Origin of the sequence: Dongshaea marina (genome assembly GCF_003072645.1) — a bacterium.
Taxonomy (GTDB): Bacteria; Pseudomonadota; Gammaproteobacteria; order Enterobacterales; family Aeromonadaceae; genus Dongshaea; species Dongshaea marina.
Genome location: NZ_CP028897.1, coordinates 4,243,655 through 4,265,370, shown reverse-complemented (window position 1 = coordinate 4,265,370; position 21,716 = coordinate 4,243,655). Strand labels below are relative to the sequence as shown.

Annotated in this window: 20 protein-coding genes, 1 tRNA gene and 3 pseudogenes; 10 read left to right on the top strand and 14 right to left on the bottom strand. The window is 54.2% G+C overall.

Annotation, left to right across the window (positions count from 1 at the left end; genetic code table 11):
* Window positions 1-9 precede the first annotated feature (9 nt).
* Window positions 10-831 carry a 5-deoxy-glucuronate isomerase gene (iolB, locus tag DB847_RS19935; RefSeq protein WP_108652263.1) on the top strand — a complete coding sequence of 274 codons (822 nt, stop codon included), beginning with the start codon at window positions 10-12 and terminating at the stop codon, window positions 829-831.
* Between the two features lie 643 nt (window positions 832-1,474).
* Here the strand turns inward: iolB and DB847_RS19930 are convergent.
* Window positions 1,475-2,557, bottom strand: a complete 1,083-nt coding sequence (locus tag DB847_RS19930; RefSeq protein ID WP_108652262.1) for a glycerol dehydrogenase — start codon at window positions 2,555-2,557, stop codon at window positions 1,475-1,477.
* Entirely contained in the window at window positions 2,550-2,738 is a 189-nt protein-coding gene (locus tag DB847_RS24550; RefSeq protein WP_159084764.1) for a hypothetical protein, read from the bottom strand. Before DB847_RS24550 ends, DB847_RS19930 begins: the two co-directional genes overlap by 8 nt.
* A 215-nt stretch (window positions 2,739-2,953) precedes the next feature.
* Here DB847_RS24550 and dhaK point away from each other — a divergent pair, with 215 nt between their 5' ends.
* The 4 genes from dhaK to ptsP are packed head-to-tail and all read left to right on the top strand — an operon-like array spanning window position 2,954 to window position 7,091.
* The gene (gene dhaK / locus DB847_RS19925; RefSeq protein WP_108652261.1) at window positions 2,954-4,018 is read left to right on the top strand and encodes a dihydroxyacetone kinase subunit DhaK; all 1,065 of its coding nucleotides are present in this window, start codon (window positions 2,954-2,956) and stop codon (window positions 4,016-4,018) included.
* Between the two features lie 11 nt (window positions 4,019-4,029).
* Window positions 4,030-4,665: a dihydroxyacetone kinase subunit DhaL gene (dhaL, locus tag DB847_RS19920; protein ID WP_108652260.1), complete on the top strand. Its 636-nt coding sequence runs from the start codon at window positions 4,030-4,032 to the stop codon at window positions 4,663-4,665.
* Between the two features lie 6 nt (window positions 4,666-4,671).
* Complete coding sequence (locus tag DB847_RS26170) at window positions 4,672-4,824, top strand: PTS sugar transporter subunit IIA domain-containing protein (RefSeq protein ID WP_267897721.1); 153 nt, start codon at window positions 4,672-4,674, stop codon at window positions 4,822-4,824.
* Window positions 4,824-7,091, top strand: coding sequence for a phosphoenolpyruvate--protein phosphotransferase (gene ptsP, locus DB847_RS25795; protein ID WP_267897774.1), 2,268 nt, complete (start codon window positions 4,824-4,826; stop codon window positions 7,089-7,091). Before DB847_RS26170 ends, ptsP begins: the two co-directional genes overlap by 1 nt.
* A gap of 48 nt (window positions 7,092-7,139) precedes the next feature.
* Here the strand turns inward: ptsP and DB847_RS19910 are convergent, their stop codons facing one another.
* The 9 genes and pseudogenes from DB847_RS19910 to rpsU form a co-directional block, all read right to left on the bottom strand.
* Window positions 7,140-7,574 carry an AAA-type ATPase lid domain-containing protein gene (locus DB847_RS19910; RefSeq protein WP_108652259.1) on the bottom strand — a complete coding sequence of 145 codons (435 nt, stop codon included), beginning with the start codon at window positions 7,572-7,574 and terminating at the stop codon, window positions 7,140-7,142.
* Complete coding sequence (locus DB847_RS19905; protein WP_108652258.1) at window positions 7,571-8,479, bottom strand: sigma 54-interacting transcriptional regulator; 909 nt, start codon at window positions 8,477-8,479, stop codon at window positions 7,571-7,573. The genes DB847_RS19910 and DB847_RS19905 overlap by 4 nt, the downstream gene beginning before the upstream one ends.
* Before the next feature lie 80 nt (window positions 8,480-8,559).
* Window positions 8,560-9,114, bottom strand: coding sequence for a hypothetical protein (locus tag DB847_RS19900; protein ID WP_108652257.1), 555 nt, complete (start codon window positions 9,112-9,114; stop codon window positions 8,560-8,562).
* Between the two features lie 204 nt (window positions 9,115-9,318).
* Window positions 9,319-9,395: transfer RNA gene (locus DB847_RS19895), tRNA-Ile, on the bottom strand.
* Window positions 9,396-9,479: 84 nt separating this feature from the next.
* Window positions 9,480-11,321: an RNA polymerase sigma factor RpoD gene (gene rpoD, locus DB847_RS19890; protein WP_108652256.1), complete on the bottom strand. Its 1,842-nt coding sequence runs from the start codon at window positions 11,319-11,321 to the stop codon at window positions 9,480-9,482.
* A 244-nt stretch (window positions 11,322-11,565) separates the two neighbouring features.
* On the bottom strand, window positions 11,566-12,288 hold the full coding sequence (locus DB847_RS25790) for a hypothetical protein (RefSeq protein WP_234418445.1): 723 nt from the start codon (window positions 12,286-12,288) through the stop codon (window positions 11,566-11,568).
* Window positions 12,246-13,330 (bottom strand): annotated as a pseudogene (gene dnaG, locus DB847_RS25785) (DNA primase). Before dnaG ends, DB847_RS25790 begins: the two are co-directional and overlap by 43 nt.
* 84 nt (window positions 13,331-13,414) lie before the next feature.
* Window positions 13,415-13,858, bottom strand: a complete 444-nt coding sequence (locus tag DB847_RS19880) for a GatB/YqeY domain-containing protein (RefSeq protein ID WP_108652255.1) — start codon at window positions 13,856-13,858, stop codon at window positions 13,415-13,417.
* Window positions 13,859-13,871: 13 nt separating this feature from the next.
* A complete protein-coding gene (rpsU, locus tag DB847_RS19875; RefSeq protein WP_108652254.1) occupies window positions 13,872-14,087 on the bottom strand; it encodes a 30S ribosomal protein S21 in 216 nt (71 codons plus the stop codon).
* A gap of 178 nt (window positions 14,088-14,265) precedes the next feature.
* On the opposite strand from rpsU, the pseudogene tsaD reads away from it, so the two are divergent.
* Window positions 14,266-15,278: pseudogene (gene tsaD, locus DB847_RS19870) on the top strand (tRNA (adenosine(37)-N6)-threonylcarbamoyltransferase complex transferase subunit TsaD).
* A 341-nt stretch (window positions 15,279-15,619) separates the two neighbouring features.
* Here tsaD and plsY read toward each other — a convergent pair.
* On the bottom strand, window positions 15,620-16,147 hold the full coding sequence (plsY, locus tag DB847_RS19865; RefSeq protein WP_234418444.1) for a glycerol-3-phosphate 1-O-acyltransferase PlsY: 528 nt from the start codon (window positions 16,145-16,147) through the stop codon (window positions 15,620-15,622).
* Between the two features lie 192 nt (window positions 16,148-16,339).
* Here plsY and folB point away from each other — a divergent pair, with 192 nt between their 5' ends.
* Window positions 16,340-16,696: a dihydroneopterin aldolase gene (folB, locus tag DB847_RS19860; RefSeq protein ID WP_108652252.1), complete on the top strand. Its 357-nt coding sequence runs from the start codon at window positions 16,340-16,342 to the stop codon at window positions 16,694-16,696.
* The gene (gene folK, locus DB847_RS19855; protein ID WP_108652251.1) at window positions 16,696-17,217 is read left to right on the top strand and encodes a 2-amino-4-hydroxy-6-hydroxymethyldihydropteridine diphosphokinase; all 522 of its coding nucleotides are present in this window, start codon (window positions 16,696-16,698) and stop codon (window positions 17,215-17,217) included. Before folB ends, folK begins: the two co-directional genes overlap by 1 nt.
* A 4-nt stretch (window positions 17,218-17,221) precedes the next feature.
* Here folK and DB847_RS19850 read toward each other — a convergent pair whose 3' ends face one another.
* Together DB847_RS19850 and DB847_RS19845 are read right to left on the bottom strand one after the other, a co-directional pair.
* Window positions 17,222-17,785 (bottom strand): hypothetical protein, encoded by a 564-nt coding sequence (locus DB847_RS19850; protein WP_108652250.1) that lies wholly within the window; start codon window positions 17,783-17,785, stop codon window positions 17,222-17,224.
* Between the two features lie 148 nt (window positions 17,786-17,933).
* Window positions 17,934-19,171: pseudogene (locus tag DB847_RS19845) on the bottom strand (multifunctional CCA addition/repair protein).
* Between the two features lie 171 nt (window positions 19,172-19,342).
* Here DB847_RS19845 and DB847_RS19840 point away from each other — a divergent pair.
* Window positions 19,343-20,884 carry an ExeA family protein gene (locus DB847_RS19840; RefSeq protein ID WP_108652249.1) on the top strand — a complete coding sequence of 514 codons (1,542 nt, stop codon included), beginning with the start codon at window positions 19,343-19,345 and terminating at the stop codon, window positions 20,882-20,884.
* 11 nt (window positions 20,885-20,895) lie between these two features.
* Window positions 20,896-21,654: a general secretion pathway protein GspB gene (locus DB847_RS19835; protein ID WP_108652248.1), complete on the top strand. Its 759-nt coding sequence runs from the start codon at window positions 20,896-20,898 to the stop codon at window positions 21,652-21,654.
* Window positions 21,655-21,716 lie beyond the last annotated feature (62 nt).

The following is a 21,716-nucleotide window of genomic DNA, read 5'->3' as shown; positions in this document are numbered from 1 at the left end:
GGAGTCTTCATGTCTAAACTACTTTCTCGTTGCCAGAGCCCCCAGGCTGGCGACCCGATTCAGAGTATCACCCCTGAAGCAGCGGGTTGGGGTCATGTTGGATTTGAAGTACGGCTACTCAAGGCCGGTGAGAGTCTCGAGCAGGCTTCAGGCGAAAATGAGCTTTGTCTGGTGCTGGTGGCCGGCAAGGCTTCTCTAAAGACCTGCAAGCATAACTTTGAGCGAGTCGGTGAGCGGATGAGCCCCTTTGAGCGAACCAAGCCATATGCTCTTTATCTTGCCCCGGATGATTGCTGCCGGATTACAGCTCAGACAGATCTGGAGCTGGCAATATGCCGGGCACCCGGCAAGGGCAATCACCCAACCCGCCTCATCACCCCCGATGATGTTCAGGCCGAGCAGCGCGGTAAGGGCTGTAATCAGCGCTATGTGCATAACATCCTGCCCGACAGTGAGCCTGCCGACAGCCTGCTGGTGGTCGAAGTCTATACCGACGAGGGCAATACCAGCTCATACCCGAGCCACAAGCATGATGAGGATAATCCGCCTCATGAAACCTACCTGGAAGAAACCTATTACCACAGGTTCAATCCCCCCCAGGGTTTTGCCCTGCAAAGAGTTTATACCGACGATCTCTCTTTGGATGAGTGCATGGCTGTGTATGACAAGGATGTGGTGATGGTGCCCCGGGGTTACCATCCGGTTGCCACGGTCGCAGGCTATGATAACTATTATCTCAACGTGATGGCCGGCCCGGTCCGCCAGTGGTTGTTTAGCTGGGAGGAGGATCACCAGTGGATCAACGGGGATAACTATCCCAAACCAGTGTAGGCATTTGTTGTTTGACCTGCGGTCTGCTGATTTGTGCCTGCGGCATCGGTGTCCGGTCGCGGACTACGGGTTAGGGGGACTGCTCACCCAGTCCCCCTAACGACCCCGAGGGTGCCCCAAATTCGCTGAACCTTCAAAATCACTAGCTCCCAGAAGCTCAGCATAGACACGCCGTCCATGGCGTGGCTATGCACTCATGACATCCTGGCATTCGGCTTTAATCGCGGCATGATTTTTTCGGAGCGAATCAAAGGGGGGGTATAACCCTGTGAGCGAGCGCTGAGCAATTTCCAGTTATTGTGAAGATCCAGCGAGATTGGAGCGCCAGGGGATTGCAAAAGGGAAATGCGTTTGCCCCTTTGACTACCGCCGCTTGGCAGCGACAAAGTCCATTAGTGCACGGGATAAAAAAGGGTCCAAGCCTTCGGAGGTGTGATGAGTTAAATAAAACACAGGTATTGCTTTATCTCTCCGAGCCATGGACAGCGCCTTACTTTTGACGATACAAAAGTAAGGCGCTGTCGGCGCCCCGACACTTGTGCCGAAGGCACAAAACGTGCTGTATGCAATCAACCATCCACTGGACAAAATAAAGCAGGCCCTGCAAAGAGGGCCTGTTTTACGCCTGAGTTACCTACGCGTTTTATTGACCCAGCTCATGGGCCGTCAGGATGGCGGACAGAACAGCCTCAGGAGTCACCTCAAACGGCATGTTGTGGATGGTTTCGCCCTCGGCGCAGGATGCGGTTGCAACCTCCAGCAGCTTGTCACGGTTGAGTTCAGTGACTCCCATCTGATTGAGGTTGGTTGGCAGGCCAACCGACTTACAGAAATTTAGAACCTCATTGATTTCACTCATCGGGGCATTTTCCAGCACCAGGTGAACCAGGGTGCCAAAAGCAACCTTCTCACCATGATAGAGGTGATGACACACCTCCAGCTTGGTCAGACCGTTATGGATGGCGTGTGCTGCAGCCAGGCCGCTACTCTCAAAGCCAATGCCACTTAAGTAGGTATTGGCCTCAATGATATTCTCGACTGCAGGTGAAGACAGGCCGTTTTCCGCTGAGATCTTAGCCTTCACGCCATCTTCGATCAGGGTTTCGTAACAGAGCTTGGCTAATGCCTGTGCTGAGCGGGTTGGTGAGCCGCCAGCCATGGTTGCCTTACCGGAGCGAGCGTTGGAGCGCGCCTCAAAATAGGTGGAGAGCGCATCCCCCATTCCGGAGACCAGCAGGCGTACCGGAGCCTTGGCGATCACTGAGGTATCCATGATCACCATGTTGGGGTTGCGTGGGATCATCAGGTACTCACTGAACTCACCTTCGGGTGTATAGAGTACCGCCAGGGCGCTGGTTGGAGCATCGGTTGAGGCTATGGTTGGAACCACTACAACCGGAATATTGCGGTAAAAAGCCAGAGCTTTGGCGGTATCCAGGGTCTTACCGCCACCGATGCCGATGATGACTTCAGACTCAATGGATTTCGCCAGCTCAATCAGACGATCGATCTCCTGACGGCAACACTCCCCGTTAAAGGTTTCAAGGGTCAGCTCCCCCTGGGCCAGTGCAAAGCTGGTAGCTACCTGATCGCCAACAAGACCTGTCACGAAATCGTCTGCAATCGCCAGAGCCTTTTTACCCAGGGGGCTGACATATTCACCAATACTGTTGAGGGTGTTTTCACCTTGAACGTACTTGCTCGGAGAGATGATGATCTTATCCATAAAAACGCTTCTCTTTGTGGTGGTAAGAAGAGGTTCCTGTCTCGATGTCAGGAGCCGAAGTAAAGCCGTGCTGCAAAAAGTAATCACTCTGTTTGTCGAAGAAAACTCTTTTCAAAAACAAGCTGTAATAATCATGAAGCTGTTCACATTTAGTGCGATTCAGGGTGATTTCTGAGCGCATATTTTTGCCTGGGCTCACAAATTCAAGGGGTTAAAACAATGAGCGTTCCAAAAGGGAACGCTTATCTGTGGGTGAGTGTTTCATAGTGGAACCCAAAAAATATTTTTTGCCCGCTGGTTTTGATTGTTGATACTGGCGTCATCTCAGGATCTGTTATCACTGCTTTGGCATCCGGTAACTGCCATTAGCCTCAACCTGGAACACAAGGAATCGACATGAAAAAACTGATCAATAAAGTGGAAGATGTTGTTGAAGAGCAGCTCAAGGGAATTCACCTGGCTCATCCAGAGCTTCATTACAATCAAACGCCTCGCTATCTGATGCGTCGCTCTGCATCAGACAAGGTGGCCCTGATCTCAGGTGGTGGTTCCGGTCATGAGCCTCTGCACGCAGGTTTCATCGGTAAGGGAATGTTGACGGCAGCCTGCCCGGGAGAGGTGTTTACCTCACCGACTCCGGATCAGATGTATGAGTGTGGTAAGGCTGTGGATAGCCAGGCGGGCGTCCTGTTCTTCATCAAGAACTATACGGGAGATGTCCTGAATTTCGAGACCTCCGTCGAGCTGCTGCATATGGATGGCATCGCCGTTGGTAGTGTGCTGGTGGATGATGATGTAGCCGTTAAGGACAGCCTGTATACGGCAGGGCGGCGCGGTGTTGCTGCGACCGTGCTGATTGAGAAAATTGTTGGCGCTGCCGCCGAACAGGGCGCCTCCCTGGAGCAGTGTGAGCAGCTGGCTCGCCGGATCAACAATCGCTCCCGCTCCTTTGGCGTGGCTCTTTCTGCCTGCGTGGTACCGGCGGCAGGAAAGCCCTCCTTTACTCTTGCGGATAATGAGGTTGAGTTTGGGGTGGGGATCCATGGTGAGCCGGGGATTGAGCGTCGCAATTACCAGGATTTGGACAGCCTGGTGGAGCAGATGTTTGGTGAAATTAAGGATTGCCCCGAGTACTCCCGTACCCTGCGTCTGTGGGATCGCCAGCTGGGTGAGTGGGTCGAAACCGAGTCGGTCACCGAGTCTTTCCATGCTGATGATGAGTATATCGTTCTGATCAATGGCCTGGGCGCAACGCCTGAGTCAGAGCTCTATGGCGCCTTCGCCAAGGTCCATGAGTGCTGTGAGAAAGCCAACTTCAAGATTGCCCGTCAGTTGGTTGGTAACTACTGTACCTCACTGAACATGGAGGGCTTCTCCATCACGCTTCTCAAGGCTGACAAGGAGATCTTGTCTCTGTGGGATGCAGCAGTGAACACGCCTGCACTGCGTTGGGGATGTTAAGGAGAGTTATGATGAGCCTGGATAAACAACAGATACTAAATTGGATTAACGAGTGCAATCTTACCTTTGCCAGAGAGCGTGACCACCTGACTCAGCTCGATGCGGATATAGGCGATGCCGATCATGGTTTGAATATGAACCGAGGATTTGAGCGGGTTGCTGAGAAGCTACCTGCGGTAGCCGAGCAATCGATGTCGACCCTGCTCAAGACAGTTGGCATGACTCTGTTATCAAGTGTCGGCGGAGCAAGTGGCCCCCTGTATGGCACCTTTTTTATCCGGGCAGCGAGTGCCGTGGATGGCAAGGAGTCGCTTTCGGCGACAGATTTTGCCAAGCTTCTGGGGGCCGGAGTTGATGGCGTAGTGGCCCGTGGCAAAGCTCAGCCCGGTGATAAAACCATGTGCGATCTCTGGTGGCCGGTCGTCGAAGCAGCAAACCAGGCAGCAGAGCAGGGCAAGAGTATCTCTCAGATGTTGCCGCAACTGACAGAGATTGCGGATGAGGCTGTCGTCTCCACCATAGGGATGCGCGCCAAGAAAGGCCGTGCTAGTTACCTCGGGGAGCGCAGTGTTGGTCATCAGGATCCGGGGGCGACATCAAGTATGATGATGGTTCATGCCCTCAACCAGGTTGTGCAGGGGAGCTAGGTAAAGATGGTAGGAATTGTTGTAGTTTCCCACAGTCGTCAACTGGCTCAGGGAGTGAGCGAGTTGGCAACCCAGATGACCCGGGGACGCTGTCCACTGGCGGTCGCCGGGGGGTTGATGATCCAGATAATCCAATTGGTACCGACGCAATTGCCGTGATGCAGGCGATCGAGACGGTCAGTGATGATCAGGGTGTCCTGGTGCTGATGGATCTGGGGAGTGCCTTGCTCAGTGCAGAGATGGCTCTTGAATTGGTTGATCCGGCGATAGCGGCTAAGACCAAGCTCTGTGCCGCTCCCGTGGTGGAGGGGACCATGGCTGCGGCTGTTGCCGCGGCGGCGGGCCTTCCCCTTGAAACGGTTTGTGAGGAGGCCTTAGGAGCACTGTCAGCCAAACAGGAGCATCTTGGGGAGCTTGAGGTTCCTGCCTCTTCATCAAACAGTGAACTCGGAAAGCTGGATGTGGCACAGGCTCTGACCTTTGAGTGGTTGGTAAGAAACCCCCATGGGTTGCATGCCCGCCCGGCGGCTGCCATCGTCAATGCGATCGCGGGTTTTGAGTCCGAGGTCCAGCTGTGTAAGGGCGAGCATCGGGTCAATGCCAAGAGTCTCAATGGTATCGCCAGGCTGGGGGTTCTTGCTGAGGAGCAGATCCAGTTAAGAGCCCAGGGCCCGGATGCCAGGGAGTTGGTCGAAGCGTTCAGTGCCCTGGCTCAAAGAGATTTCGGTGAGTCAATTGATAGCCAGGTTGCCGAGAGTCTGACCGAGGTTTCAGCCAGCGAGAGCTCAGAGTCCTGTGAGCCGGGAGCGATTGCCGGGATCCCGGTTTGTGAGGGGATCGTCAGTGGTCCGGCGGTGATCTTCAAGCCGGTGATGTCCGAGCCCTCAGGGCGTAGCTTCAGCTCTCATCGTGAGGAGATGGAGTGTTTTGAGCAGGCGCGAAGCAGGGTAAGCGAGCAGCTAACCAGGCAGTATAACCAGGCAGTAAAGCAGCTGGGTGAGGAACATGCCCAGATCTTTGAGGCTCATCGGCTGATGCTGATGGATCCTGAGTTGTCTGCGGATGTCAGCGCACGGATTGAGTCTGGGGTTCATTGCGAGCAGGCCTGGTTCGATGCAGTGACCGAACTTGCCCAGAGCTACCGGAATGCCACAAGTGACTATATGAGAGCCCGGGAGGCCGATGTCTGGGATATAGGGCGGCAGCTGATGAACGAGCTTTGTGGTGAGACACAGGAGATGGGAGTGGTGCTGAGCCAACCCTCGATTCTGTTCGCCGAAGACCTGCTGCCATCAGATACCGCTAAGCTGGACTCGAACAAGGTACTTGCGATCTGTCTTAGTGGCGGGGGATCGACCTCCCATACCGCTATCCTGGCTCGGGCCAAGGGGATCCCTGCGCTTGTCCAGGTACGAGATTGTTTGCAGCAGGTCAGCGAGGGGCAATCGGTATGTGTGGATGGCTTTGAGGGGCGGCTGTGGCTTGAGCCCGGAGCCGAGCAGCTTGAGAAGCTGGCGGTGCGCCGTGAGCAGTGGGTGTTGGATAGACAGCAACAGCAGCTAAGTGCCCGGCAGCAGGCGATCACCCTGGATGGTCGGCAGGTTCCGGTGATGGCAAATATCGGTGGAGCTGAGGATGTTAGCTCGGCCCTGGAGCTGGGCGCCGAGGGAGTAGGTCTGATGCGCACCGAGTTCCTGTTCCAGGGATGCAGTGAGCTTCCCTCAGAGCTGCATCAGTTTGAAGTTTATCGGGAGATCGCCAGTCGGTTCAGCCCGAACCCACTGACCATTCGTAGTCTGGATGTGGGAGGGGATAAGCCTCTGGCTACCTATCCGATGGCCAGTGAGGAGAATCCATTTCTGGGGCTGCGGGGGATCCGCTTATGTCTGCAAGATCACAAGCTGCTTAAGGATCAGCTCAAGGCGGTGCTGCGGGCGAATGCCAGCTGCGGCAATATCCAGCTGATGATCCCTATGATTGCCAAGGTGGCAGAGCTTAAGGCGGTTAAGGCACTGCTTGAGGAGTGTCGCCAGGAGCTTGGGCTGGATGCCGGGCGCTACCCCATGCCGGTTGGGATCATGATCGAGGTGCCTGCCGCAGTGTTGTGTGCCGATGCACTGGCTGAGGAGTCTGACTTTTTCTCTATCGGAACCAATGATCTGACTCAATATGTGATGGCGGCCGATCGGGGTAATCCTGCGGTTTCTGAACTGGTAGATTACCACCAGCCAGCGGTCCTGCGGGCGATAGAGCTTACCTGCGAGGCGGCTAAAAATGCGGGGATCCCGGTGAGTATGTGTGGTGAGATGGCGGGGGATCCCAAGGTGACTGAGCTTTTGTTAAAGCTTGGGGTTGAGAAGCTCAGCGCCAGCGCCAGCAGGCTCCCGGCTCTCAAAAGCCAGATCCGTAAGCTATTCCTAGCCTGAGTTACTCTTCAAATCTGCAAAGTCGGGCCTGCGCCTGGCTTTTTGTTTTTACTGTCCCGGCAGGCTCTCATCCCCCTCAATGAGTCGGTATTTTTTGAGTTTTCGCCACAAGGTGGTGCGCCCTATCCCCAGCGCCTTGGCGGTTTCTGTGGCTTTTCCCTCACAGAGGGTCCAGGCGTGTTGAATCGCCTGCTTTTCGATAAGCTCCAAAGGTTGGATCAGGGCTTCCCCCTCGGTCTGCGGGCTTTGCTGCGGCTGAATGATCTCTGCAGGTAGCTCTCTGAGTCCGATGTGGTTGCTGTGACGGTGCAACACCATATTTTCGAGCTGCTTATAGAGCTCCGGAATATTGCCGGGCCAGCGGTAATGGCATAGCTGCTCGAGAGCGGTTTTTGCCAGGGTCAAAGGGGTGCGATGCTGACTGGCGAGCTGCTCCAACTGGCGTTTGATCAGAGCCTCAAGATCATCACGGCGCTCTCTCAAGGGGGGATATGTAGCTCAATCGGGCTAATGGCGTAATAGAGCTGGTGGCTGAAGTGTACCTGTTGTAACAGAGTCTGAGGGTCAAGCTGGCTACTGCAGATGAGGTTTAACCGAACCGGGATCAATCGATTACTCTGGTAGCGACTGGTGGTGTTGTTTCTTAGCATCTGTAACAGCATGGTCTGAGCGGGCTTGCTCAGGCACTCTATGTGTTCAAGATAGAGGGTACCGCCGTTCGCCTGCTCCGCTTTTGAGCTCTGACCTTCTCCTTCATCTGTCCCAAACAGCTCACGCATCATCTGATCCATGCTGAGATCCTGGCAATTTACACAGATGAAGGGGCCATGGTTTCGCAGGCCCTGATTATGAATCGCCATCGCCAGTTGCCGCTTGCCGGTGCCGTTCTCGCCCAGCAAGAGTACCGGGGAGGCTGTTTTACTGGCGCGCTTCGCTATGGTGATCACCTGCTTCATCTGGTTGGAGCGGGCGATAAAAGAGTCGAAACTCAGGCGAATATTACTGCCCGCCCTGTGCTGGAGATGGGCTTTTGCGGTTTCCGGCGGATGAAAAAACAGCAGATAGCTCTCATGGGCGACCGGCTTGAGGCTCACGGTTGCTTCGATAAAGCGCTCAAGGCACTCAAAGGTGATATCGACTCGTGACAGGGGTTGCTCCTGAGAGATAGCCGCCTGAAGCAGGGGGGGGAACAGCAGCATGCTCTCCAGAGACTTTCCGATCACCCTGTCTTTATCAAACCCCAGCAGCTTCTCTGCCTGTTGGTTCATGTAGCTTAACCGGTTGTTGCTATCCCAGGCGATCAGGCCATCATCCATCCCGCTCAACAGGGCATCGCGCTGGCTCAGGATATGATTGGATTCAGCAAGGCTGGTCTCCAGTTGAAACATGCTGGTTGCCTCGCGGGCACACAGGGTGATCAGGGCACAATCCTGCTCCTGATAGTCTGAGCGCTCGGTGATGATGGCAATTATCCCCTGAGCCTGCCATCGAGACTAAACACCGGGGCTGCGTGGGTAGCATAGTCGTGAAGCGTGCGATTGAAGTGCTCCGAGCCATACATGGAAACGGGGTCGCTCAGGTGGATACTCTGGCTTATCGCATTGCTGCCAATCTGTCCCTCACTCCAGAAGGCTCCCTCCTGAAGGCCCAGCTTTTGCAGGCTCTCACAGAGCCCGGGAGTCCCGCCCATCATCAGGGTGCAGCCGGTTTCATCGGTCACGGCTAATGCGCAGTGCTTATTCGGAAGCAGGCTAAGAGTGTCTTCGATCAGGGTCTGGGTGATCGCCAGCAGGTTGCGATTGCGATTGAGCAGCGAGCGAAACGTGCTGCCGGAGGCAACATGGGGTGGATTCCAGGTGAATGGATTGCTTTGGCGACGGCAGCGCTCCCAGGCATCGGTGACCGGGGTGTGATGTGCTCCGGGGGCGATCCAGTGATGTTTTTGAAAAAACTCCCAGACGGTGTCCAGTTCGTCCGGGTTTTCCACCGCAAGAGTGGTCGTCAGAGGTTTAAGGTGATCCATTGTCGTTGAATCCTGTTGCCAGTCCACTGGCCGGGGAGTCCGGTTTGATGAGTCATTATGCCTTTGGGATGGGTCTCTCAAAAGGCCATTGTGAGGGGATAGATCACAAAGCAAAGTTTTGAGGAAACGCTTGGGATTCGATAGGAGACTTCGGTGGGAGATATAAAAAAACCGGAGAGGATCCTCTCCGGCTTTCTCAGAATATGGTGGCCCCTGTTGGACTTGAACCAACGACCAATCGATTATGAGTCGACTGCTCTAACCAACTGAGCTAAGGGGCCAATGTGCTGCGGATTATATAAAGATAATTCTGGGGTGTCTATGCAAAGCCCGCCATTTGACGGGCGTTTGCTTAAAAAACAGACTTATTCGTCGAGGAAGCTTCTCAGAACCTCTGAGCGGCTCGGATGACGCAGTTTACGCAGCGCCTTGGCCTCAATCTGACGGATCCGCTCACGGGTTACATCAAACTGTTTACCAACCTCTTCCAGGGTGTGGTCTGTGTTCATATCGATACCAAAACGCATCCGCAGAACCTTGGCTTCACGCGGCGTCAGGCCGGAGAGCACGTCATGGGTTGCGTTTCTCAGGCTCTCACCTGTGGCTGAATCCACAGGAAGAGACAGGGTAGTATCTTCGATGAAATCACCCAGATGCGAGTCTTCATCATCACCAATCGGCGTCTCCATGGAGATCGGCTCTTTGGAGATCTTCAGAACCTTGCGGATCTTATCCTCCGGCATCGCCATCCGCTCTGCCAGCTCCTCAGGAGTCGCCTCACGGCCCATTTCTTGGAGCATCTGCCGCGAGATACGGTTAAGCTTGTTGATGGTCTCGATCATGTGAACCGGGATCCGGATGGTGCGGGCCTGATCCGCAATTGAGCGGGTGATCGCCTGACGGATCCACCAGGTTGCATAGGTCGAGAACTTATAACCGCGACGGTATTCAAACTTATCAACCGCCTTCATCAGGCCGATGTTACCCTCCTGGATCAGATCCAGGAACTGCAGGCCACGGTTGGTGTACTTCTTGGCAATCGAGATAACCAGACGCAGGTTTGCCTCAACCATCTCTTTCTTGGCACGGCGAGCCTTGGCCTCACCTATGCTCATCTGACGGTTAATCGTTTTGATCGATGCGATAGGCAGTTTGGTCTGCTGCTCGATCTGTGTCAGCTTCTGTACACAACGCTCAACATCATCTTCAACCATCAGTAGCTTCTCAGACCAGGCCTTACCCGCCTGCTTCTGATATTCGAACCAGCCCAGATCACTCTCGTTACTGGCAAAAGCGGTGACAAAGGTCTTCTTCGGCATCTTGGACTGGGTCACACACAGCTTCATGATCAGGCGCTCCTGAACACGAACCCGCTCCATCATGTCGCGCATCTTGCTGACCAGCAGGTCAAATACCTTAGGCAGCAGGCGGAACTGACGGAACACTTCACCCAGAGCCTTCCACTCTTTTTCTACATCAGGGTGGGCACGGCCGTGTTCGGCAGTCAGCTCTTTTGCCTTGATATATTGAGCGCGCAGCTCACCAAATTTCTCTTTGGCCAGCTCAGGATCCGGACCGTTGTCAACGGCTTCCTCGTCATCATCATCGTCGCTTTCAAGATCGTTGTCTTCATCTTCCAGCTCATCTTTACTGAGCTCGGAGCCGACGTGCGTCGCGCTGGGAGCAACATCATCCTGGTTTGGATCGACAAATCCGGAGATGATATCGCTAAGCTTAATCTCTTCGCCTTCATAGCGGTCATACTGCTCAAGCAGGTAGGAGATCGCCTCCGGATACTCGGCAACAGAGCATTGAACCTGGTTGATACCATCTTCGATGCGTTTTGCGATATCGATTTCGCCTTCACGAGTCAGCAGCTCTACGGTACCCATCTCACGCATATACATGCGGACGGGATCGGTAGTGCGGCCGATTTCGGATTCAACGGAAGCTAACGCCTGAGCAGCCGCTTCTGCCGCATCATCATCGGTATCAGAAAACTCACCCATCATCAGATCATCGGCATCAGGGGCACTTTCTACGACTTGAATGCCCATGTCGTTGATCATCTGAATGATGTCTTCAATCTGCTCTGAGTCGACGATATCTTGCGGGAGGTGATCGTTTACCTCGGCATAAGTCAGGTAACCCTGTTCTTTACCTTTAGCGACAAGGAGTTTAAGCTGAGACTGTGGGGTTTGCTCCATAGAGATCATCCGGTTTAGGTGTTTCAAACGAGGCCATTCCCGCGCTTGGCGCAGAAATAGTCAATTCTAATAAAAAACGGCCAGTCTTTCCACAAGACTGGAAAATTACTCGAAGATAAATGTGCCTCCACAGCCAGCTTCTTGTCAGGCTGAGACTTATGTCTCGAACAATGAGTGAGCGATTCCCGAGCTACGGGCATAGTACAAGAGATATAGAGGTCATCAGGATAAATTTCAAGGCCTGTTACAACTCTTTTAGTAATATAATTAGCTCTTCGGCTTCATTTGGGGTTAATTTACCCTGTTCTCCCCTTTTTTGTAGTTCACTCAGGCGCTGTTTGAGACACTCTACATAGAATCTTTCGAAGGTATCCAGCATCTCCTGCCAGACATCAATTTCACCACTGAGCTGAACATTGAGATTCTGGAATATATCCGCCGTCGCCAGTTGCGCCAGTGCTTTTTCCTCGCGCTTACCACGCCACAACTCCAGCAGCAGCCCGGTAGTCGGGGATTCCATTCCCTTGATCTGGGCCAGTAGCTCCAGCAAAAAAGGCATCCCGGTGAGATCCAACTCGGTCAATTCCGGCATCTCGGGGAGCTCGGCCGCCAGCTCCGGGTGTTGCAGGATCATGGCAATCGCCCGGCGCACCGGGGTGAGCTTGAGATCATTGGCAGAACTTTTGCTCTTTGAGTCGCTGGCCGGAGCGCTGCTAATCAACTGACGCAGGCGCTTTTCGTTTTCACCCCAGCGTAACTGGCGCGACAGCAGGGTGATGAGGCCCTCCCGGTTAAAGCCATCGGGGACCTGACGGATCATAGTCACCGCCTGGTTCGCGATCGCATTTTGCGCCGCTTCGCCATCGAGCCGCTGATCCTGAGTCAGCCGCTCAAACATAAATTCACCAAAGGGCATGGCTTCATTCAGTAGTGCCTCAAAGGCTTCCTTACCCTGACTGCGTACCATGGAGTCGGGATCTTCCCCTGAGGAAGGAAGATAAATTTCAGCGAGCGGCCATCCTGCAGGTAGGGCAGGGCGTTTTGCAGGGCGCGCCAGGCGGCATCGCGACCGGCCTGGTCACCATCGTAACAGCAGATAATCTCATCACTGGTACGGAACAGCCGAAACAGCTGATCCGCTGTAGTGGAGGTACCAAGAGAGGCAACCGCATAATCGATCTCAAACTGAGCTAGGGCCACTACATCCATATAGCCCTCAACTACCAGCACTCGTGGCGGGTTGGGATTGATCTGCCTGAGCTCATACAATCCGTAGAGCTCCTGGCCCTTGTGATAGAGCTCAGTCTCGGGCGAGTTGAGATACTTGGGAGTTCCCTCGCCGAGGACCCGGCCACCAAAGCCGATAACCCGGCCCATGCGATCACGGATCGGGAACATGATCCGGTTACGAAACCGGTCGTAGCTACGGCGGTGCTCTTCGTTGTAGATGGTCAAGCCAAGGCGCTGCAGCTGCTGCTCGCTGGCTCCCTTTTTCTGGAGCCTGTCCTTGACCCGGGTCCACTCATCCGGGGTATATCCGATACAAAAACGCTCGATCACCTGGGAACTCAGGCCGCGCTGTGTCAGGTATTCCCGGGCATCGCTCGATTGGAGCAGCTGGTGCTGATAGAGCTTGCTGGTATAGCTCATCATGGAGTTCAGGGTCTGGCGCTCATCCCGGCTAATCGATGGCTCCTGAGGCTTGCCTCCTTCTCGCGGAACCTCCAGGCCAAACAGGGATGCCAGATCCTGCACTGCATCGGGGAACTCCATCGCATCATATTCCATCAAAAAGCTGATGGCGTTGCCATGGGCTCCACAGCCGAAGCAATGGTAAAACTGTTTATCTGGACTAACGGTAAAGGAGGGGTCTTTTCCTGGTGGAACGGGCAACAGGCCTGGTAGTTTTTGCCGGCCTTTTTCAGGTGAACCCTTTGGTCGATCAGATCGACAATATCTGTACGAGCGAGTAGTTCGGCAATAAATGCTTGTGGAATGCGTCCAGCCACTATTATTCAGCTCCAGATAAAAAACAAGCCGTGCCCTGATTGCTCAAAGCACGGCTGGTGCCTACAAAAGAGGAGGGTGTAAGCTTAGGTCAGTTTTGCTTTGACCTGTCCACTTACGACGCCCATATCGGCGCGTCCCTGGATTTTGGGCTTGAGTAGCCCCATAACCTTGCCCATGCCTTGCATGCTGTCGACCCCTGAATCAGCAATTGCTTGCTCTACGAGAGCCTCGATCTCTGCCGCAGTCAGTGGCTGTGGCAAAAATTCCTGCAGGACGGCAATTTCAGCGGTTTCGACATCAGCAAGATCCTGGCGACCTGCTGCTTCATATTGACTGACTGAATCTTTACGCTGCTTAACCATCTTGGTGAGTACCGCGATGATTGCCTCGTCATCAAGAACGATTCTTTGATCGACCTCTTTCTGTTTGACCTCAGCCATCAACATGCGCAGCGTGCCTAAGCGGACTTTTTCCTTGGCACGCATCGCAGTTTTCTGTTGCTCGGTTATCTGATCCTTCAGGGACATCCCTCAACCTCTCTTAGTACAGGCGGGTACGACGTGCGTTTTCGCGAGCCAGCTTCTTCAGGTGGCGCTTAACAGCAGAAGCCTTCGCACGCTTGCGATGAGTAGTGGGCTTCTCATAGAACTCGCGACGACGAACTTCTGAAAGAATGCCCGCTTTCTCGCAAGAGCGCTTGAAACGACGAAGAGCAATATCAAATGGCTCGTTTTCACGTACTTTAATTACTGGCATGTGCCTCTCACCTCGGAGTGTGTATCTTTGGTCACTCTGTGACCGCATTGACTAATTTTGGTGCCGAATTTTAATATGAAGCGCCTACAAAAGTAAACCCCACATCAGATCAGAGTAGCCTGAAAAAACGACACAAGGTAACATACCGGCAGATTTTCAGCGAAGAGACGAGTTTAGAATGCGGGTTTTGGGCATTGAAACCTCCTGTGATGAGACAGGAATAGCCATTTATGATGACGAGCAGGGGCTACTGTCTCATCAGTTATATAGCCAGGTAAAACTGCACGCTGACTATGGTGGCGTCGTACCTGAGCTCGCTTCCCGGGATCATGTACGTAAGACGATTCCACTGATCCAGGCGGCTCTTAAAGAAGCAAACTGTGATAAAGATTCTATCGATGGGGTCGCTTTTACCGCAGGTCCCGGCTTGATGGGGCTTTATTAGTAGGGGCCACCATTGGCCGCTCTTTGGCGATGGCCTGGGATAAACCCGCAGTGGCGGTCCATCACATGGAGGGCCACCTGTTAGCCCCCATGCTTGAAGATGAAATCCCGGAGTTTCCCTTTATTGCACTCTTAGTCTCAGGTGGTCACACCCTGCTGGTGTGCGTCAAGGGCGTCGGGGAGTACGAGATCCTGGGTGAGTCTATCGATGATGCGGCCGGGGAGGCCTTTGATAAGACAGCTAAGCTTCTGGGACTGGACTACCCGGGTGGACCCCGGCTCTCAAAGCTTGCCGAGCAGGGCAATAGCGAACGCTTTCACTTCCCGCGGCCGATGACCGATAGGCCCGGGCTGGACTTTAGCTTCTCCGGGCTTAAAACCTTTGCCGCCAACACCATAGCGGCGCATCAGGATGATCCCGATGCATTGGCAGATATCGCCCGGGCCTTTGAGGATGCAGTAGTCGACACCCTGCTGATTAAGTGTCGCCGGGCCCTCAAGCAGACCGGGCTTAAGCGGCTGGTGATCGCCGGAGGGGTGAGTGCCAACCGTCATCTGCGCCGTGAGCTGGAGCAGATGATGGAGAAACTTGGTGGCGAGGTGTTCTACCCACGTTCTGAGTTTTGTACCGATAATGGGGCGATGATTGCGTATGCAGGCTTGATACGCCTTAAGGCGGGGCAGACCGAGGAGCTTTCGATCAAGGCAACGCCACGCTGGCCGATTGACGAGTTGCCAGCACTTTAGTGTTGCGAAGCGTTATTGTCCTTAGCGCTTATGTGATGATCTTGGTTTGCTGAACAGCGGCAAACCCTGTCGGCAGTGCCAATGTATATGGATATGCGAATGCAGCGATAACCATGGGTGAAGTTACTTCCGGAGTAACGTAACGAGAGGCAGGACGCTGAACTGGAAAGGATTATCATGGATGATAATCGGTGTTAGTTGCCGACTGCGCCCTACTTTTGGATCGTCAAAAGTAGGCAAAATCTTACTTCGCGCGATGCATTTATCATCCCTGATAAACCTTCCCTGTTCGGTATCGCTCCCTCGCGCTATGTTACTCTGCAAGTAACTTTGCCCATGGCTCAGGGCGCCTTGTGGCCGATCCTGGGCTCCTTGCCCTGGATGAGACGGCGGATATTCGGCAGGTGACGCACCAGGATTAGCAGGCTGAGCAGGCTGAGCGGGATGATAAAGTCAGGCGCCAGCCAGTAGCTGTAAAGAGGCAGGGTGAGGGCGCTGATAATCGAGGCCAGGGAGGAGTAGCGTGCGATGGCAAGCACCAGTAGCCAGCAGCAGGCAGCCAGGCTGGTGACTCCCCAGGAGATCGGGATCAATACCCCCAATGTGGTGGCCACCCCTTTGCCGCCTTTGAAACCAAAGTAGAGCGGGAACATGTGTCCAAGGCAGGCTGCCACGGCGACGATGCCAATCTCGAGCGGGGGAAGTTGCAGCTCATGGGCGATCAATACAGGTGTTGCCCCCTTGAGCAGATCGAACAGCAAAACCAGCAGAGCAGCTTCCCGGCCACCAATGCGCAGCATATTGGTGGCGCCCGGGTTGTGGGAGCCAATAGAGCGGGGGTCCGGGAGCTTTCGGCGGCGGCAGATCACAATAGCTCCGGAAACAGATCCCAGCAGATAGGCGAAGATTGTGATCGCGATTGTTAGAATAACGCGCTCCTATCGGTTTGTTCAGTGTGCAACTTGGAGTATGATGCAAAAGCTCATTGCTCTGTAACGATAATACGAGTTTTTCCGGACAATGGGTATCCTACCTGTTGTTTCAATGATGAGACCAAGACGATGGATAAGGTATTTATTGAGGGCCTTGAGGTACTGACGACCATTGGGGTGTATGAATGGGAAAAAGGGATCAAGCAGAAACTCAGCTTCGATCTTGAGATGCTGCATGATAACCGCCCGAGCGCGCAGCAAGATGATTGCCAGTTGGCTCTCAATTATGCTGAGGTTTCTCAGGCGGTAACCCAATTCGCGCAGCAGCATCAGTTTGAATTGATTGAGACCATGTCTGAGCAGGTAGCGGCACTGATCCTGGAGCAATTTAATGCGCAGCAGGTCAGGGTTCGGCTTTCAAAGCCGGGAGCTGTTGTCAATGCGCGCAACGTCGGTGTTGAGATCACCCGCACAAGGGAGGTGTAATGGCAACCATCTATATTGGCGTCGGCTCAAATATCGAGCGTGAGCAGCACATTCGAATGGGGATCAAGCGTCTTGCCCAACTCTTCGGGGAACTGAGTGTCTCTCAGGTCTATGAGAGTGAGGCCTTCGGTTTTATCGGGGAGCGCTTCTATAATCTGGTCATCGGTGCTAACACCCAGTGGCCGGTATCAGAGGTGGCTTCGAGACTCAGAGCGATTGAGATCGCTCATGGGCGTCCGGAAAAGAGCAGTAAATTTTGCTCACGAACCCTGGATCTGGACCTGCTGCTCTATGATGATCTGATCAGTGATGGTGAGATCAAGCTTCCCCGGGAGGATATTTTGAGCCGGGTATTTGTGTTGCGCCCGCTGGCAGAGCTTGCTCCTCAGCTGATTCATCCCGAGCTGCAGCAGCCGATGGCAGAGCTATGGCGTAATTTTGCGGGCCCTAAACAGTTGTTATGGCCCGTTGATCTTGAGCTGGGCTCAGTCATCTCGGCCGGTGAAACCGAAAGCGCCTGATCATTTAAGCCTGACCCGCTCCCGAGCCTGTTTGCCCCTTAAGATCCTTGAGGGTCGCGACTATGGTGTAGGACTTGATCACCGGGATCTTTTTGAGCGTTAGCGCAAGCTTGACCCAACCGGCGGCCCCAACCTGGGGACTGTAGTAGGTCAGGATCTCGGATTTCCCGTTATTGGGTTGGATCAGGATCTCGTAGCAGTTCGCATACTGACCAACATCCTTGCGTCCTTTATAGAGTATCTTTGCGTCTTTAACATCCATCTCCCCCTTTTTAGCAAGCTCAGCATAGGTTGCCGGGAACAGAAACTTTTCGGGGAGTTTAAGTTGGTAATCACCCTCAAGATGCGAATTGACGGCCGATGGGATAAACCAGCGTGAATGGATTTGGTAGTGAATGTCGATGAGTGCCAGGGGCTTATCAATTTTTGCCTGGACCGCGACGGCGCCCCCTTTATGCAGTGAACCCGAGAGAACGCGATAGCTTTCCGGGGTCTGGTAGCTCTCTTTGAGCGGGGCGGCCTGCAGCGAAAAGCACAGGATCAATAACAGCGGAATTGCGTGTCTCATACGGCCCCCAAACAAGAGTGTCTATTCTCAAAGAATAACACCGAATGATAGCTTCCACCGGATACTGAGAAATCGCTGCGTAAGTAACTGTCCGGTAGGGGTATCCATACCCTCTGAAACCCGGCTTATAGGATGAGAGAAAGTAGGGTTAGTCGTTTTCACCATCCCAGGCTTGTTTGCCCTGGCAAACCAATTTTATCCGCTCCGCGTTCAACTGCTCCCTGATCGCCTGTCCCTGGTAGCCTTTGTCGGTGATCGCCTTGATATCCGCCTGGTTGGCGATATCCAGCATCGCCTGCAGATAGTTGCGCTGTGGGTAGGGGCGATCTTCAAAGCCAAGGCGGCCATTGAGATCGGCCTGGCTTGCTAACAGCAGGATCCTCAGATTATCCGGCTTGCGCCAGGCATCGATGCGGTCGAAAAGCTTGACTATGGTCGAGGGCTTAAGCTCAAAGGCGGTATGTACCAGGGTGTGGTTGGCTGCCGTGATCTCTGCCGCTTGCTGGAAGCGCTTGGGGATCTTAAGCCGCTGGCAGAATTTGCGGATCAGGGGCACACCACCTTGTTCGTGATCCCAGTGATGAGGAAGAACCTCCTCAGGGGTGAGGGCCTTGCCAAAATCATGGCAAAGGGTGGCGAAAGTGATAATGGGATCTGAGTCCTGAATCGCCGCAGCCTTGAGGGCCATCATCAGGTGAACCCCGGTATCAATCTCCGGGTGCCATTTGGCTGGCGCCGGAACTCCGAACAGGGCATCCACCTCGGGAAACAGCACCGGCAGTGCACCACACTGACGAAGAACCTCAAAAAAGACCTGGGGATCCTCTGTGACAAGTACCTTTTCAAGCTCTTTAAATACCCGCTCCGGTGTGAGTTGGCTCAGCTCACCGCTATCAGTGATCTGCTGCATCAGAGCCAGAGTCTCATCGGCGACCTCAAAGCCAAGGTGGGCAAAGCGAGCGGCAAAGCGGGCCACCCTCAGGACTCTCAATGGATCCTCAACAAAGGCTGGAGAGACATGGCGTAACTTTCGCTGATTGAGATCTTCGAGGCCCCCCAGGGATCGATTAATTTGCCATCGTCAGCCTGGGCGATCGCATTGATGGTGAGGTCGCGCCGCAGTAGATCTTCTTCCAGGGTCACCTCGGGAGAGGCAAAGCAGCTAAAACCATGGTAGCCCTGTCCCTGCTTGCGCTCGGTACGGGCCAGTGCATACTCCTCTTTGGTCTTTGGATGCAAAAACACAGGGAAATCCCTGCCGACCTGTTGATAGCCTTGTGAGCGCATCTCATCGGCCGTGCTGCCAACCACCACATAGTCTCGCTCGTGGATTTTGAGGCCGAGCTGCTGATCCCTGACTGCACCCCCTACCAGATAAACTTGCAAAATAACCCCCACTTGTCATGCAATTGGCCGTATTATACCTAGGCTCTGTTGAGGTTACAGATTTGCTTCTTAATTCGAAGCGCCCACAGCGCCTGTTTTGCGCCAGATAGAATTGGTTCTATCATATTGGCCTTTATACTCGCATCAGCTGATAGCTATTTCGGGAACATCATGTATTCGCAATTTTTTGGCTTTTCGGAAAAGCCATTCTCCATCGCCCCCAGCCCGCGTTATCTCTATATGAGTGACAGGCACAGTGAGGCGATGCTTCATCTTCAGTATGGCTTACAAAACCATGGTGGTTTCCTGTTGCTAACCGGCGAGGTGGGAACCGGTAAGACCACCCTGTCGCGCTCCCTGATTGAGCAGCTTCCCGAAACCGTGGATATTGCGGTGATCCTCAATCCTTCCCTCAATGAGCAGGAGCTATTAAAGGCTATTTGTGATGAGTGGCAGCTTGGCTACCAAGATGGCGCGGGTACCCAGCAGCTGTTTGAGGTGTTAAGTGCTCATCTGCTGCACTCTTATGCCAAAGGGAGGCACTCGTTGCTGGTTATTGATGAGGCGCAGCATCTGTCGGCCGGTGTTCTGGAGCAGCTTCGGCTTCTGACCAACCTGGAGACCGAAGAGAAAAAGCTATTGCAGGTGATCCTGATCGGTCAGCCCGAGCTTCAGCAAAAACTCAGGGAGCCAGAGCTTCGCCAGCTGGCGCAGCGGATCACCGCCCGTTATCACCTGTTGCCCCTGACCCTGTCTGAGACCGATGCCTATATTCGCTACCGGTTACAGGTAGCAGGCTCCCTGCAGCCACTATTTAGCCGGCGCACCATACGCCGGGTATTTAGCCGCAGCAAGGGGATCCCAAGGCTTATTAATCTTATCTGTGACCGGGCGCTGCTCTCTGCTTTTTCACGGGGGCGCCATCAGGTTACTCCCCAGGATGTTGAGGCGGCTTCTGCCGAGGTGAGTGGTGGCACTCACAAGCGCTGGCGCCTTTATCTTGCTAATGCCCTCGGGGCGCTCCTGTTGATCGCCCTTGGTGCCGGAGGCTGGCTTTACCTTCAACCGAGATTACTGCCCAAGCCTGTGGTAGCCAAAACGGCGTTAACCCAGGAGCAGAAACAGGATTTTATGCGGGCGGTCGATGAGGCGCGCCTGCCACAGATAGGGATGCAATCTCTCTATCGGATATGGGGCTATGAAGCGAGTGCCGAGCATGCGAGCTGTGCCAATGCAAAGGGCGCCGAGCTCGAATGTACTCAGCAATCGATGAGCCTGGAGCAGTTGCAACGGCTAAAGCATCCCGCGGTGATCCGTCTGTATGACTCACAGGGTGATAAGTTCTATGCCACCCTGATCTGTATGACGGATGAGAAAGCCAGCTTGCAGATAGGTAATAGCAGCTGGCAGCTGTCGAACAAGTGGTTGCGTAGCCATTGGGGCGGTCAGGCCACACTACTTTGGCGCTCACCTGTGCCTGGCGTGACCCTGGTGAAGCAGGGCGACAGGGGGGCAGCCGTTGGCTGGATGGAGCAACGATTGGCAAGCATACTCAAACAGCCGATTTTACATGATGCCAGCTTCGATGAGCCACTGCGTCAGCAGCTGATGAGCTTTCAGCGCCAGCGTGGCTTACAAGCCGATGGAGTTGCGGGGGTGAATACCCTGATGGCCCTTGGGTCCGCACCGCGTCAATCGATGATCTGTCAGTAACGGAGCCCCTTATGTCAACGATTTTATCCGCGCTACAGCAGTCTGAGCAGCAGCGCCAGCAAGTTAAGCCCCAGGCGATTGCGATGCAGCTGGCAGGGCATCATCAGGGAGCGAAAAAGCATCCCTACCTCTACCTGCTGTTAGCGCCAGTATGTCTGGCTGTCGGCGTCGGTGGAGCCTATCTGTGGTCCCATCAATTTGCCCCTAAGCCGGTTAAGGCCGAGGTCGCCGCGATTACACCGCTTAAACTGCAGACCTTTAATACTCAGCCTCTGCCGATTATTACCCCACCGCCGCGGGTTATTGCGGCAACCTCCGAAGTGAAGGCAAAGAGCCAGCCGCAATCCAGACCTAAGCAGGCCCAGGATGAGTTTGATCTCAAGGGGATCTCCCCGAGTCTGGCTTCAAATTTTCTTAAGGCGGTCAAGGCGACGGGGCAGCAGGGGAATACTCCTTCTCAGGCTCCAGCTCAGCCCGCTGTGGCTGCACAGAACAATCAGGATTCGGTGTTTTCTATGGCACTGCCCCTGGGCTCGCTTCCTATGGATCTGCAAAAAGATGTACCGGCACTGCAATACTCCTCCCATGTCTACTCCTCCAGTGCAGGTGACCGGGTGGTGACACTCAACGGCAAGGACTACCACCAGGGGAGCTGGGTCACGCCTAAACTACAGCTGTTGGAGATAGGCCGGGAAGGGGTGATCATGCGGGTGGATGGTCAAAGCTTTAGCTTGAAGGCACTGACGGATTGGCCAGGAGTGACGGGGTAGGTTTGCCCTTCGGGCAGATAATTGATGCCGGTGGCGACCGGCAGCGGGTTAAGGAGAGAGCT

Bases quoted from the DNA above. Each gene is read 5' to 3' on its own strand.
- iolB (WP_108652263.1), top strand. From the start codon at position 10: ATGTCTAAACTACTTTCTCGTTGCCAGAGCCCCCAGGCTGGCGACCCG.
- DB847_RS19930 (WP_108652262.1), bottom strand. From the start codon at position 2,557: ATGGATAAGATCATCATCTCTCCGAGCAAGTACGTTCAAGGTGAAAAC.
- DB847_RS24550 (WP_159084764.1), bottom strand. From the start codon at position 2,738: ATGCGCTCAGAAATCACCCTGAATCGCACTAAATGTGAACAGCTTCAT.
- dhaK (WP_108652261.1), top strand. From the start codon at position 2,954: ATGAAAAAACTGATCAATAAAGTGGAAGATGTTGTTGAAGAGCAGCTC.
- dhaL (WP_108652260.1), top strand. From the start codon at position 4,030: ATGAGCCTGGATAAACAACAGATACTAAATTGGATTAACGAGTGCAAT.
- DB847_RS26170 (WP_267897721.1), top strand. From the start codon at position 4,672: ATGGTAGGAATTGTTGTAGTTTCCCACAGTCGTCAACTGGCTCAGGGA.
- ptsP (WP_267897774.1), top strand. From the start codon at position 4,824: ATGCAGGCGATCGAGACGGTCAGTGATGATCAGGGTGTCCTGGTGCTG.
- DB847_RS19905 (WP_108652258.1), bottom strand. From the start codon at position 8,479: ATGTTTCAACTGGAGACCAGCCTTGCTGAATCCAATCATATCCTGAGC.
- DB847_RS19900 (WP_108652257.1), bottom strand. From the start codon at position 9,114: ATGGATCACCTTAAACCTCTGACGACCACTCTTGCGGTGGAAAACCCG.
- rpoD (WP_108652256.1), bottom strand. From the start codon at position 11,321: ATGGAGCAAACCCCACAGTCTCAGCTTAAACTCCTTGTCGCTAAAGGT.
- DB847_RS25790 (WP_234418445.1), bottom strand. From the start codon at position 12,288: ATGGTACGCAGTCAGGGTAAGGAAGCCTTTGAGGCACTACTGAATGAA.
- DB847_RS19880 (WP_108652255.1), bottom strand. From the start codon at position 13,858: ATGTCCCTGAAGGATCAGATAACCGAGCAACAGAAAACTGCGATGCGT.
- rpsU (WP_108652254.1), bottom strand. From the start codon at position 14,087: ATGCCAGTAATTAAAGTACGTGAAAACGAGCCATTTGATATTGCTCTT.
- folB (WP_108652252.1), top strand. From the start codon at position 16,340: ATGGATAAGGTATTTATTGAGGGCCTTGAGGTACTGACGACCATTGGG.
- folK (WP_108652251.1), top strand. From the start codon at position 16,696: ATGGCAACCATCTATATTGGCGTCGGCTCAAATATCGAGCGTGAGCAG.
- DB847_RS19850 (WP_108652250.1), bottom strand. From the start codon at position 17,785: ATGAGACACGCAATTCCGCTGTTATTGATCCTGTGCTTTTCGCTGCAG.
- DB847_RS19840 (WP_108652249.1), top strand. From the start codon at position 19,343: ATGTATTCGCAATTTTTTGGCTTTTCGGAAAAGCCATTCTCCATCGCC.
- DB847_RS19835 (WP_108652248.1), top strand. From the start codon at position 20,896: ATGTCAACGATTTTATCCGCGCTACAGCAGTCTGAGCAGCAGCGCCAG.